The sequence below is a fragment of the Bartonella saheliensis genome, assembly GCF_902162175.1.
This window is the reverse complement of record NZ_LR607198.1, coordinates 53669-67295: the sequence shown is the minus strand read 5'-3', so window position 1 is coordinate 67295 and position 13627 is coordinate 53669. Positions and strand designations below refer to the sequence as shown.

Sequence of the window (13627 nt, the reverse complement as noted above, 5' to 3'; positions counted from 1 at the left end):
GCAACAAATTGGCGGAAAATTTCTGGAAGTTCGTTCCAATGAGGGGGATCAAATTCTAATGTTGAGATCTGAAGGGAAACTTTGACGATTTCTTTTTTTTTATTTGCTCTGATGACATTTCCCCTTAGACAAAAGCCACACATCCTCTAAGAACGCCCAAAGGCTGTTTTAAGTAATTCGATTTGTTTCCCTACTGGATTTTCATCTTCTAAAGTATTGGAAGCCGCCGCTTCCCAGCCTGCGCGCATATACTTTATGCGTGCTTCCAAACGCAGTGAATGAGCAACAAATTGGCGGAAAATTTCTGGAAGTTCGTTCCAATGGGGGGTTTCAAATTCTAATGAGGGGGTCTGAAGGGAAACTTTGACGATTTCTTTTTTTATTTGCTCTGATGACATTTCCCCTTCACGCTCTGCCCGAAGAAGAAGCAGTTGAGAGGCAATTTGCATCAGTCGTGTACTTAAATACATTGCCTCTTTTGCATAGAGTGCAGAAATTTCTGCTGAAAGGGAACGCGCGACAACTTTCCCTTCTGAATCGATATAGGCTGCTGTTTTTTCAATCAGCGCCATCGTCTCTTCATAGAGACGATTAAAAGCATTTTCAAAAGCATTATGCTCAATCATGATAATAGGTTCATCATAAGGACGTTTATGTACGCTCACGCTTTTATACTCCAAGGATCAGCACAAAACCACACCGCTCAATCTTACATCACTCAACGAACAGAGTCTTAAAAAGTTTCTTTTGTTACTGTATAGAATGCTTTTTTTTAAAATGACTACCTCTTTTAATTTTTTTGTGCAATGCACTTTTTATACTAAGGTTAACGCAGCCGCACAAGGACCATGGGACCGCGTTTTTCTTATAAACGGATCAGTCTCTTTGAAAAAGCCCCCTGCAAAGAGCGCCGTTTTTCATAATAATAGGCAACTCCAAATTGCAGAGCAATACCTGTTATCATTAAGAGGCTATCGGAAAAAAACGTTCCTGTCATCACTGTTTTGATAATTTGTCCAAACATGGCAAAAATAGTTCCTGTTACAAAGACGGGTAAACTATGTTTTCCTAAGATTGCTAAAGGATGTTTTTCTGAAACAGAAAACCATTTATTGATGCACGGCAACGAAAGAATAAGAAAGGATAATGCAAGAACATGGAGCAACCGCGGCAAGCTTAAAAAAGTTTTATTAAAGTTGAGTAATGGGGAAGACCAACCCAACCAACCCAAAACGCCCCACCAATTTAAGCGAACCCATAACAGTGCCACCAAGAGATAGCCTGCCGCACAAACCACCCAAAAGGACTTAAAAGCGATTGTTTTTCCTTGTTTAAGCGCTAAAGTGCTGGTCAAGCCTATAACAAACAATAATTGCCAAGACAAAGGGTTCAAAAACCATTTTCCCTTTATAGGATAAGAAGGGGGGGCAATTTTATACAGTCCGCAGATAAGATAAAGTATAAATGAGCCCAAAAGAAGCCACTTTGTTTGTTTACGCCCTACATATAAAATAAAAGGCGCAAAAAACATCAAAACCATATAAAGCGGCAGAATATTATTATAGCCTAATTGATGTCCCAAGCTTAAGCTATGCAAAAATGCTGTAAGCGGCTGTGTAACAAAGAGCCCCATATTGTTCATCGTTAACAGTTTTTCTGTTCTCCATAAGAAAAAGGCTCCTAAAAACAGGCTTAATGTGACAAAAGTGGTTAAAAGATATGCGCCATAAAGCTGCAAAGCCCTGTACCAAAGTTTACGCACAATAAAGGAAAAAGACTTATTCTGTAACCGCGCATGAAAGCTTAAACCTAGCGAAACGCCTGAAAGCAAAACAAAAACTTCTGCAGAATCAGAAAAGCCAAAATTTCTATGAGTTATATGTTCATAGAGCGTTCCGGGAATATGGTTGATAAAAATCGTCAATAAGGCTAAAGAACGAAAAACATCAATGCGTGTATCACGACGAAAAGGCTGCGTCTTATGATCAACAACGGCTTGGTATTTCATAAAAATGGACTCCCACGCGTCACAAAACTTTGAAGTCGCATAAAAATGGTGATTACCTTTATCGCAAACAAGCATGAAAAGAATGAAACTTTAGCTTTTAAGAGTCAAGTTTCTTTTTAAGTATTTATTTTTAAAAGGCAAAAGAACTAAAATAACCATACATATATCACAATAAAAAGGCGACATCTTATGCTTAAAAATACGCTCATATATCATCAATGGCTTCCCATAAGTTACAAAGCTTTTAAATCACATAAAAAGGGAGTTGGGATCATCGCAAACAAGGGAGGATGAAACTTTAACTTTTAAGTATTATTTTTTAAGAGATATTTTTTGAAGAGACTGGGATATGGCATGACACAACGAAAAAATAAACCGATTGACTCTCCTCTTGTTCCTCAATTGGTTTTAACCCTTGATGTTCGGCGCAATATTCCTCACAGTTTTTTGCGTCCCATTTTGCAAACAAAATCTTTTGCCTGTGTCATCCTTTACGATTCTGAACGGCAAAAAGATGATGGCTCTTTTTTACAAAAACAAGCTCAAACTTACGCAGAAGATATTCAAAACAATGACGCTGCTCTTCTTATCGCTGGTGACAGCCGCATTGCTGGACGCATAAAGGCTGATGGATTGCACATAGAAGATGATCTTAATGCTCTTGAAAGCTTTAAAAACCAGCAAAAGGAACAAAAAATCATCGGCTTTGGCAATCTACGCAATCGCCATAGTGCTATGCTTGCCGCAGAAACAGGGGTTGATTATCTTCTCTTTGGCAAATTAGGGGCTGATAAAAAACCCCAAGCGCACCCTCGCAATCTTCAGTTAGCCACATGGTGGGCAGAGATTATGGAAACTCCCGCCATTATTCAAGCAGGCAGCGACTTTGCAAATTTTGATGAATCCTTAAAGACGGGCTGTGAATTCATTGCGGTGGAAGAAGTTATTTTAGGGAACGACACCCCCTTGCCTTTGCTTCAACTTTGCCAAGAAAAATGTAAAAACGCCCCCTTGTAAAGCGCCTCCTTTTACAACTTTTCTTGTAAAGGAAAAAGCCCCCAGATTAAAGCATACTCAAAACACGCGCCCCACCCCGCCACACCTTACAGACATACACATCCTGTAGACACAAAATTACCCCCCCACCCTTCTTCAAACAGCAAGTGATTGCGCAGGTTTTGATGAAGAAACCGCTTGTGAATTCAGCATCGTAGAAAAAATCATTTTAGCCCTCTCAACAAACACGGGGCCTAATGTCATGATTTTGGGACTCGTTCCAGAAAGGTTGAGAGGCTATTCTCGCTCTCATTCAAAAAACAAATTTTATAAGTCAAAAAACTATTTTTATTTGCCAATTTTCTGAAATTACTTTACACATTAAAAGGTGTTTTGGTCGCATACGCGGGCGACCAATAGGGATTAAAAAAACTAAGACCCGATACATAAAAACAAATCCACTTTGCAGGTATCCCAGAATTCCGGGAGATTTTGCCATGTCCAGGTGCTCTTTAGCACTAAAAGCAAAATGCTGATTTGGACTCAGTGTTTTTAACTCCCGGAATACGCATAAGAGGCGCTCGCAACCGGTGGGGACAATGCAATCTAACCTCATGTGATAGTGCACACCACATTCTCGATAAAGCGATATGCACTGTTCAAAGCCATACTCCCTCTATATGAATGCTTTTATTACTTTCACGCAAAACACATCGCCTCTCATTAAAAAAGCGGTTTCTTATTGCCAATTTTCTAAAATTACTTTACACATTAAAAAGTGTTTTGGTCGCCTACGCAACGACCAATAGGGATTCAAAAACCCGAAAACCTAAACATGAATTTGCCCCACTGATGTGGGTATCCCGGAATTCCGGGAGTTTTTGCCATGTCCAGGTGCTCGACCGCACTAAAAGCAAAAAAGCTGATTTAGGTTCAGTATTTTTGACTCCCGGAATACTTATGCGAGGGCGCTCGCAACCGGCGGGAGGAAAAATGCAATCTCAAAATCTTAATATTGATCTTTTGGTTGGCAAAAAAATTCGTTTGAGACGAAAATTACTTAAAATGTCTCAAACAACTTTAGGAAACGCTTTAGGCATCAGTTTCCAACAAATTCAAAAATACGAAAACGGCTTAAATCGTGTAAGTGCGGGGCGTTTAATGGAAATTTCCGATATTTTGAATGTTCCGATTTCCTTTTTTTATGCGGATATCATGCCAAAACGACAACCCCACCATGATGAAACGATCTCCAGTAGAGAAGAATACCTACTGCTTAAAAGATTTAGAACGCTCACTTCAATAAAACAAAGAGCCATTTTACAATTACTCTCTGAACCCAATGAAAACTTTTAATATCACGTGAGTACGACAAGCTCTATTCATCAGACGTTATCTGTAGAACATCTCCCTCTTCAATATGGACGCTTTTTCATTGTACCAAACCACACACTCTTTCATAAAATAAAACAATCTTCATTTTTATTGCTAATCTGCTGAAATGATTTTATGACTGAAAAGGTATTTTTGATCGTATACGCAACAATCAACGGGGATTAAAAACCCTAAGACCCGATACATGAAAACAAATCCACTTTGCAGATATCCTAGAATTCCGGGAGATTTTGCTATGTCCAGGTGCTCGACCGCACTAAAAGCAAAAAAGCTGAGTCAAGTCAGTGTTTTTGACTCCCGGAATACGCATAAGAGGCGCTCACAACCGGCGGGAGGAAAAATGCAATCTCAAAATCTTAATATTGATCTTTTGGTCGGCAAAAAAATTCGTTTGAGACGAAAAATACTTAAAATGTCTCAAACAACTTTAGGAAACGCTTTAGGCGTCAGTTTCCAACAAATTCAAAAATACGAAAACGGCTTAAATCGTGTAAGTGCGGGACGTTTAATGGAAATTTCTGATATCCTTAATGTTCCGATTTCCTTTTTTTATGCGGATATCACGCCAAAACGACAGCCCCACCATGATGAAGCGATCTCCAGTAGAGAAGAATACCTACTGCTTAAAAGATTTAGAACGCTCACTTCAATAAAACAAAGAGCCATTTTACAATTACTCTCTGAACCCAATGAAAGCTTTTAATATCACGTGAATATGACAAGCTCTGTTCACCCTACAAGCTCTATGCATTTGCATACATCACACATTCCTATCCCCTCAAAGAGCAGCGCTTGAAAATTTATTGGCTCAATCTGCAGGAGCACCCCATGCAATCATTGTACTTTGTCTATTAAGCATAAGCTTTAAATATTATGAAAGATGATGGCAGTTTTTTAAACAATGTCTAAATATTGATAATATAAATACTTGCTGATATGCCAATATATGCTAGTACAATAATAGAAAAGGTGCTTTTCTTCTCTTATGAAAGAACTTCCTAAAGAGAAAACGAGTCAGAAAAAAGGAAAATGATAGAGGGGGGGAATGAAGATGTTAAAATATTTATTTCTGTTACAACTTTTGTTAGTGGCTGGTTGTGCATCTTCGGGGAACTATGTATCGAATTATGTTGATGAAAATCTTGTGGAGAAGGATATAGAGATAAGATTAATCAAAAAAGATCTTGCTAACGGTATCAAAAGATCTTTATCATTAAATCCAACCACACTTCCCCTCTTATAAAGTGATACAATAGACAGCTTTACGCCTTTATTTATTCGATCTGTTGCGGCAAACGGGATGGAATGTGATTTATACAGATCAATCCCAAAAGCAGCAAAACATGGGTGTGGGTTTGTTTTACACACGAACACCAAAGAAGGATGGACGTATAGTTTCTGTGCGTCAGGATGATTGGTCTGAAGAACAAAGTTATTATCTACGTATTTATCGGAATAAATAAACCCGCTCTTTGAATATGGACATTTTCTCTATTTCAAACATAAAGACTTAAAATTTTTTGCAAAAGATAAAGAGATTTGCACCTCATTTTAACGGCTCTAACAAGTGCTCAGACACGCTCTCTTTTTCTCAACATTTCGCATTTTTCATAAGCAATTCTAAGCAATTCATTGCGTATTTTAAAAGGAGCCTCATGGTAGACGTTTTTTTATTTTAGGATGATGCATATTGATAAGAGAAGGTCACCTCTCTTAGTCATTCTTTCATTATCGTTGTTTAAAGTTGTTTAAAATAGTACTGTTTAAAACAGTCTGGTTCTTATCAATGTTTATGCTATCTTTATAAAGGGGTCTAAAAAATCTCCCTTAACTGAAATGAAAAATAAGAAAGCCATGGGATTGTTGATACCGCTTGTAATGATGAACAAAAAATGTGAAAATTCTGATCGATAATGAGGAGGAGATATCGATGATCAAGAGAGGTGTTAAATTGCTTGTCCTAGGAATGGTAGGGCTTACAAGTTCTGTTGTAAATTCTGCTAGCAACACTGATGAAGCGGCAAATTTTGAACACTCTTTCAATACGATTCAAGAATCTTCCCCCCCAGAAGAACCTTTTCACCCCTTAAAAGCTGGAGACTATGACAAAGCCTATGACTATTACATTCAAGGCTATTATTTAAAAGCTTTTCAAGAAGCGCTTCGACGTGCTGAAAAAAATGATCCTTTTGCACAAACGCTTCTTGCCCGAATTTATATGGAAGGATGTGCTGTTCCTGTTGACGGGGCGCGGGCTGCTTTATGGTTTGAACGCGCTGCAAAACAAGGGGAGCCCCAAGCGCAACTTCGCTATGGGCTTATGTTATTTGATGGTAATTTTGTAAAACGAAATCAAGAGCTTGGTGCACAATATATTCGAAAAGCTGTCAAGGCAGGTGTTAAGGAAGCTTATTTTTATTATGGACAACTGCTTCTTTATAAAGCCTCCCAGGAAAAACAAAATCTTCCCGGCGTTTCTTCTTCAAGCCGTGAAAATGAAGCCATCGAGCAAGCTTTAAAATGGCACTTAAAAGGGGCTGCTCTTGGGGATGCTGAAGCGGCTTTTGCAGCGGCAAAAATTCTTTCTTTAGGCACATTAAATCAACCAAAGGATGATCGTAATGCCCGCAAGCTCATGGAAGTTGCGGCTCAAAACAACCATTTAACAGCTCAACTTCATTTAGCACAATGGCTGATAGAAGGCCGTGGAGGTGCAAAGGATTTTGATCGTGCTTTTCATTTGCTGCTTCACAATGCCAATAACATGGTCGCCCCCGCCCAAATTTCTCTTGCAAGACTTTATCGAGACGGCATTGGAACAAAAGGCGATATAATCATGGCAGCAGCATGGTATATGCTTGCGAAAGAAGCAAAAATGCAAGCCCCTGATCTTGAAAAAATGCTCCAAGGTATGGACAACAAACAACAAGAAAAGGCGCGCAAAGAAGCAATAAAGCTCCTTCCTGTTTTTTAAAACGCCCTGTATCATTTGCTGAACACTATCCAATGTACAAAATCCAATGTGCAAAATAAGCTATCCGCTTGTAAAATATTGTTCTCAAAATATGAAAAGATCAGAGGATAAAAAGAGCACTGCCTTCTTTGTCTATAAATGAAAAACACAGCGCCTCTCGTTTAAAAAGCTATTTTTTATTGTAAATTTCCTGAAATTACTTTACACATCAAAAGGTATTTTAGCCGCATACGCGGGCGACTAATAGGGCTTTAAAAACCCGAAAACTCAAACATGAATTTGTCCCGCTTTGTGGGTATCTTGGAATTCCGGGAGATTTTGCTATGTCCAGGTGCCTCTTACGCACTAAAAGCAAAATGCTGATTTGAGTTCAGTGTTTTTAGACTCCCGGAATACGCATAAGAGGCGCTCGCACTAGGCAGGGGAAAATGCAAGCTAACCTCATGTGATAGTGCACACCACACTCTCTATAAAACAATACGCGCTGTTCAAAGCCATACTCCCTCGATATAGAGGCTTTATATTACTTTCATGCAAAACATAGCGCTTCTTATTCAAAAAACTGTTTTTTATTGCCAATCTGCTGAAATTACTTTATGAATTAAAAGGTGTTTTGGTCGCCTACGCAACGACCAAGAGGGCCTTGAAAACCCGAAACCTACGCGTAAATCTGCCCCACTTTGTGGGTATCCCGGAATTCCGGGAGTTTTTGCTATGTCCAGGTGCTCGACCGCACTAAAAGCAAAAAAGGCTGATTAGGTTTCAGTATTTTCAAGCTCCCGGAATACTTATGCGAGGGCGCTCGCAACCGGAGGGGGCAAATGCAATCCCAAAATCTTAATATTGATCTTTTGGTCGGCAAAAAAATTCGCTTAAGACGAAAATTACTTAAAATGTCTCAAACAACTTTAGGAAACGCTTTAGGGGTCAGTTTCCAACAAATTCAAAAATATGAAAACGGCTTAAATCGCGTGAGTGCGGGGCGTTTAATGCAAATTTCCGATATTTTGAATGTTCCGATTTCCTTTTTTTATGCCGATATCATCACAAAACAACACCCCCCATACCACCATGATGAAGTCATCTCGAACACTGAAGAATACCTGCTGCTCAAAAGATTTAGAACGCTCACCTCGATAAAACAAAAAGCCATTCTACAGCTCATGATGGATGAGAATGCAAGCTAACCACGCAATAGTGCACACTACGCTCTCGATAACGCGATACGCACTGTTCAAAGCCATACACTCCCTCGATATGGATGCTTTATATTACTTTCACGCAAAAAACACCGCTTCTTATGCAAAAAACTGTTTTTTATTGCCAATCTGCTGAAATTACTTTACACATTAAAAAGTGTTTTGGTCGCATACGCAGGCGACCAATAGGGCTCTAAAACCCCGAAACCTCGATCATAAAAATAAACCCACTTTGTGGGTATCCCGGAATTCCGGGAGTTTTTGCTATGTCCAGGTGCGTTTTCGCACTAAAAGCAAAAAAGCTGATTCGAGGTCAGTGTTTTAGACTCCCGGAATACTTATGCGAGGGCGCTCGCAACCGGAGGGGGCAAATGCAATCCCAAAATCTTAATATTGATCTTTTGGTCGGCAAAAAAATTCGTTTAAGACGAAAATTACTCAAAATGTCTCAAAAAACCTTAGGGGATGCTTTAGGGGTCAGTTTCCAACAAATTCAAAAATATGAAAACGGCTTAAATCGTGTAAGCGCGGGACGTTTAATGGAAATTTCCGATATTTTGAATGTTCCGATTTCCTTTTTTTATGCCGATATCATCACAAAACAACATCCTCCACATCATCACGATGAAGTCATCTCGAGCACTGAAGAATATCTGCTGCTCAAAAGATTTAGAACGCTCACCTCGATAAAACAAAAAGCCATTCTACAGCTCATGATGGATGAGAATGCAAGCTAACATCACGCAATAGCACACCACATTCTCTATAAAACAATACGCGCCTATAAGGTGCTACACGCTCTTTTCTTACCTCATACACCTTTAAAGGACACAAAGCCCTTTCCCGATCCAATTTCTCAGCAATCCGGCTTCTCAGAACGAAACTCCGCTTTCCGTTTCATGGGATTGATTTCACAAGATTATTCGTACAAGTTTCCCCGCACAATATCCACGCGTCATTCTCATAAAACAACGCCTCATGATTTTACAAAATTTCTATCATCAGTCTCAATGAGATTTTACAACATAACGGGATAAATTTCCCAAAAATCTTCAAAAATCTCAAAAAATTTTGTGCAAATTTTTAAAAAGCTTGCGTCTTGGCACTTTTTATGGTCTTGCAAAGAATTGAAAAGCAAGAATATATCAAGGTTCTTTTTATCCTTAAGCTTTTCTCTGCAAAACTCATAAGAACATTTATGAGAAAACCGCATGAGCAAATCCATGGTAAGGCAGATGAAAAGCACACAAAGACCATGAGGGAACCGCAAAACGAACAAGAAATTTTGAACCTAAAAACAACAAAAGAGTTCACTGTTAAGGCAGCAAAGAAAAGCGCCGTAAGGACAAAGTAAGAGAACTCTTTTTGTAAGAAGAGAATTGGATAGAAACAATGAAAATTAATGGCAATGAAATTCGCCCAGGAAATGTGATTGAGCATCAAGGAAGTTTGTGGGTTGCCGTCAAATGCAACGCTGTAAAGCCTGGAAAAGGTGGTGCATTTAATCAAGTTGAACTAAAAAATTTGCTTGATGGTACAAAACTCAATGAACGTTTTCGTTCCGCTGAAACGGTAGAGCGCGTACGTCTTGAACAAAAGGATTTCACCTTTCTCTATCAACAAGGGGATGCTTTGGTCTTTATGGATTCAGAATCGTATGAACAGCTTGAACTCCAAAAAGATTTTGTAGGTGAACGCGCTGCTTTCTTGCAAGATGGGATGACTGTCACAGTTGAACTTTATCAAGAAAAGCCTATCGGCATCTCCCTCCCTGATCAAGTTGCTGTCACGATTGTAGAAGCTGATCCAGCTCTCAAAGGACAAACGGTGACCTCCTCTTATAAACCCGCCATTCTTGAAAATGGGATTCGTATTCTTGTCCCCCCTTTTATGAATGCCGGTGAGCGTATCATTGTCGACACCAACGAGTTGATCTATTTGCGTCGTGCAAATGAAAAAGATAAATAAAGGAATAACAAGATGGCCCATTCTGCAATCATGAATGTCATGGTGCAAGCTGCCATGAAAGCAGGACGCTCGCTCGTGCGTGATTATGGTGAAGTACAAAATTTGCAAGTATCTTTAAAAGGTCCAGCCGATTACGTCAGCCAAGCAGACCGTAAAGCAGAAAAGATTATTTTCACTGAATTGAGCAAAGCACGCCCTAAATTTGGTTTTCTGATGGAAGAGTCTAAAGAAATCGTTGGGGAAGATTCACAACATCGTTTTATCGTTGACCCTTTAGATGGCACCACAAATTTTCTCCATGGCATTCCTTTTTTTGCTGTTTCCATTGCTTTAGAAAGCCAAGGCAAAATCGTTGCGGGTGTTATTTATAATCCAGTAAGTGATGAACTCTTTACAGCAGAACGGGGCAGTGGTGCTTTTTTCAATGACCGGCGCTGTCGCGTTTCTGCGCGACGCAGACTAGAAGATTGTGTCATTGCCACAGGCATGCCTCATTTTGGGCGCCCAGGTCATGGAACCTATCTCATTGAACTGCGTAATGTGATGATGGAAGTTGCTGGCCTTCGCCGTTTTGGTGCAGCATCCCTTGATTTAGCCTATGTTGCAGCAGGTCGAACCGATGGCTATTGGGAAGACAACTTACAAATTTGGGATATGGCAGCTGGAATCTTAATGGTTCGCGAAGCCGGTGGTTTTGTTACCGATAAAGAAGGGGGCAACGATATATTCCGCAAAAAGAATATCCTCGCCGGCAATGAACACATTCGCACCAAACTAGAAAAAGTTCTCAAAAAAGGTATCTAAATCTTATAGACTTTTAAAAAGCCCATTTTTAAAAGACTCTTTAAAATCTTCCCCCTCTTTAAAATCTTATAAAATCTTAAAAAAAAACAATATGGAGGGAGACTTTTCAACTTTTTTACAAACACAACAGAAAATAACGCATGAGAAGATGACAAAACTCCAACACCAAACAATCAATGCCCCCCTAAAAATGCAATGACAGCTTAACCAATATTATTAACGCTATTTTTCTCAATTCCCCTACAAACACGCTAGAAAACAAAGAACCCATCACAACAAAACGCTTCAAGAAGCAACAATCATACCAGAAACAAGCCCCTTCTCCTCTTAAGAAATTACCCTTACACAGCGCAAAAAAACTTGCCTCCAAACCACCTCTCTTCTCAGCTAAGAGCTATCACATATGCCTCTCAAGAGCCCTCACCCCTCACAGTGACAAAGATTTCAGCAAATTCATTGCACGCCCCCTTTGTTCAACCATTATTTCAGACAGTTTACGAAATGCGCACAAGATTGATTGTAATGAAAATCTTTATTTTCGACAATCGCCCCTCGCAGTTTGATACTAAAAAGCTCTTTTTCTTTATTAATAGCCTCTTCCAGTTCCTTTAGCTGCTCCTCACCGAAAATATATTGTAATTTATCTCTTGCGTCTTCTGTTTTTAGAAGCATATCCCAATAAAACAATTGATCAAAACATTTTTCATTTGATAATCTCAGCCTTTCTTTAGCACCTAATTTGTAAGCTTCTTCAAATGTTGGTATCTCATCAGAAATGCTAAGGTCTTTTTTCTCTTCTTTATCTTTCTTTCTACAAGCCTTTATTGCATCTTCAACCGTGGAATAGCTACAATCTTTATCCAAGGCAATATATCCTTCTTTCACCGTATTAATAAGCATCTTATAGTAAATAAAAGTTGTTATTGCTTTTTTATAATCATTGGAAATACCATATAATAGTGACAGAATGTAACTTTTATTATCTAATACCCAATCACCTTCACTGCGATGGGGACTTATTGTTTTCTGTATTTCTTCGCATTCTATAATCGTAGATATATTACCTTTATAACTATCCGTAGATTCCTGTTTTTCATTCTTCTCACTAGACTGTTCTTCTGATTGTTTTCGATCCCAATTAGCAATCATATTATCAAGCACATACAAGTACCAATGAAAAAACAACATCGTAGCTTTATATTTTATTTCTTGCGTATGGGGCTCTACGATCTCTTCAACAATTATCCCATTCTCGTTCATTAACTCTAACGTTTTCTGATAATTTTCCTTAAAATAGCTAATATCTATACAATGCTTTACACTATTATTAATTTTTTCATAATGCTCTTCAGCCAATTCTTCTTCGAGTGCCTTTTCATACAATAAACGCAATTCTCTCCCCCCTTGCGCACAAATATTCTTGAGTTCCTTTTCATACAATGAATATACCTTTTCTTGCCCTTGTACACACATCCCCTTTACCAATGAAGGTCTATTTCCAAGGGCTTTTATTCCTGCCCCAGTTTTTTCGATCCTCAATGCATTCCTTTCCCATTGCCTTACGCCCTCATCCCATTGTTCAATCCATTCCTTTGATATTTCTTGCGTTTTTTCAAAAATCCTCTGTTCCCCTTCTGCAATAATCTTTTGATGTATCTGATTCTCTCGATCTTTTTGCTTAAGTTGTTCAGTTAATTGAAGACACTTCTGTTTCCCTTCTTCAATAGTCTTTTGATATATCTGATTCTCTTGCTCTTTTTGCTTCAGTTGTTCAGTCAATTGAAGACACTTCTGTTTCCCTTCTTCAATAGTCTTTTGATATATCTGATTTTCTTGCTCTTTTTGCTCAAGTTGTTCAGTCAATTGCTTGTTATGATAAATTTTGGCTGCCAGCATTATGCCTACCACACAACACACTATTCCCATTGCAAAGCCTAACGACACGTTCGTTGAATATCCCAAAGAAACCAAAAACTCTTTCAAGAGGGTTGAACCTATCACGCTAAATCCTAGATACCTCAATTCCCTCACCCACTTCCAAATGAACTTGGTGTTAACTATTATTCGGGAGTTATTAGTTTCTTCTTTTACAGGATTATCAATTACCTGTTGTATTTCTTCATCCATTATTTCCCTCTTTATTATTTATAGGACCTTCTCATCAACACCTCAATATTGTATCATTATGTGTATATATGATTCTAGAATATCTACATATTCTATTTTAACGGATATAATATACAAAATATAGATATTTTTTATTGCTATAATACAACAATTTGT

The 13627-nt window shown here is 38.6% G+C and carries 12 protein-coding genes; 9 read left to right on the top strand and 3 right to left on the bottom strand.

The annotated features are described in order from the left end of the window. Positions 1-146: 146 nt before the first annotated feature. Positions 147-665 (bottom strand): DUF1465 family protein, encoded by a 519-nt coding sequence (locus tag FS875_RS02695; protein ID WP_144752694.1) that lies wholly within the window; start codon positions 663-665, stop codon positions 147-149. Between the two features lie 200 nt (positions 666-865). Further along, positions 866-2008 carry an OpgC family protein gene (locus FS875_RS02690; RefSeq protein ID WP_144752692.1) on the bottom strand — a complete coding sequence of 381 codons (1143 nt, stop codon included), beginning with the start codon at positions 2006-2008 and terminating at the stop codon, positions 866-868. Positions 2009-2362: 354 nt separating this feature from the next. Here FS875_RS02690 and FS875_RS02685 point away from each other — a divergent pair, with 354 nt between their 5' ends. The 9 genes from FS875_RS02685 to FS875_RS02640 all read left to right on the top strand — a co-directional run bounded on the left by FS875_RS02685 (position 2363) and on the right by FS875_RS02640 (position 11344). Next, complete coding sequence (locus FS875_RS02685) at positions 2363-3025, top strand: thiamine phosphate synthase (RefSeq protein ID WP_144752689.1); 663 nt, start codon at positions 2363-2365, stop codon at positions 3023-3025. Positions 3026-3997: 972 nt separating this feature from the next. Further along, positions 3998-4360 (top strand): helix-turn-helix domain-containing protein, encoded by a 363-nt coding sequence (locus FS875_RS02680; RefSeq protein WP_207999956.1) that lies wholly within the window; start codon positions 3998-4000, stop codon positions 4358-4360. A 379-nt stretch (positions 4361-4739) separates the two neighbouring features. Further along, positions 4740-5102: a helix-turn-helix domain-containing protein gene (locus FS875_RS02675; protein WP_144752809.1), complete on the top strand. Its 363-nt coding sequence runs from the start codon at positions 4740-4742 to the stop codon at positions 5100-5102. A gap of 1227 nt (positions 5103-6329) precedes the next feature. After that, positions 6330-7373, top strand: a complete 1044-nt coding sequence (locus FS875_RS02665; protein ID WP_144752684.1) for a tetratricopeptide repeat protein — start codon at positions 6330-6332, stop codon at positions 7371-7373. An 821-nt stretch (positions 7374-8194) separates the two neighbouring features. Beyond that, positions 8195-8560, top strand: coding sequence for a helix-turn-helix domain-containing protein (locus tag FS875_RS02660; RefSeq protein ID WP_144752681.1), 366 nt, complete (start codon positions 8195-8197; stop codon positions 8558-8560). A 383-nt stretch (positions 8561-8943) separates the two neighbouring features. Beyond that, complete coding sequence (locus tag FS875_RS02655; RefSeq protein ID WP_144752678.1) at positions 8944-9309, top strand: helix-turn-helix domain-containing protein; 366 nt, start codon at positions 8944-8946, stop codon at positions 9307-9309. A gap of 362 nt (positions 9310-9671) precedes the next feature. Then, entirely contained in the window at positions 9672-9926 is a 255-nt protein-coding gene (locus FS875_RS02650; protein WP_144752675.1) for a hypothetical protein, read from the top strand. A gap of 38 nt (positions 9927-9964) precedes the next feature. Further along, complete coding sequence (gene efp / locus FS875_RS02645) at positions 9965-10540, top strand: elongation factor P (protein WP_144752673.1); 576 nt, start codon at positions 9965-9967, stop codon at positions 10538-10540. Between the two features lie 12 nt (positions 10541-10552). Then, entirely contained in the window at positions 10553-11344 is a 792-nt protein-coding gene (locus FS875_RS02640; RefSeq protein ID WP_144752670.1) for an inositol monophosphatase family protein, read from the top strand. A 480-nt stretch (positions 11345-11824) separates the two neighbouring features. On the opposite strand, the gene FS875_RS02635 is transcribed toward FS875_RS02640, so the two are convergent. Beyond that, positions 11825-13471 carry a hypothetical protein gene (locus FS875_RS02635; protein ID WP_144752667.1) on the bottom strand — a complete coding sequence of 549 codons (1647 nt, stop codon included), beginning with the start codon at positions 13469-13471 and terminating at the stop codon, positions 11825-11827. Positions 13472-13627 lie beyond the last annotated feature (156 nt).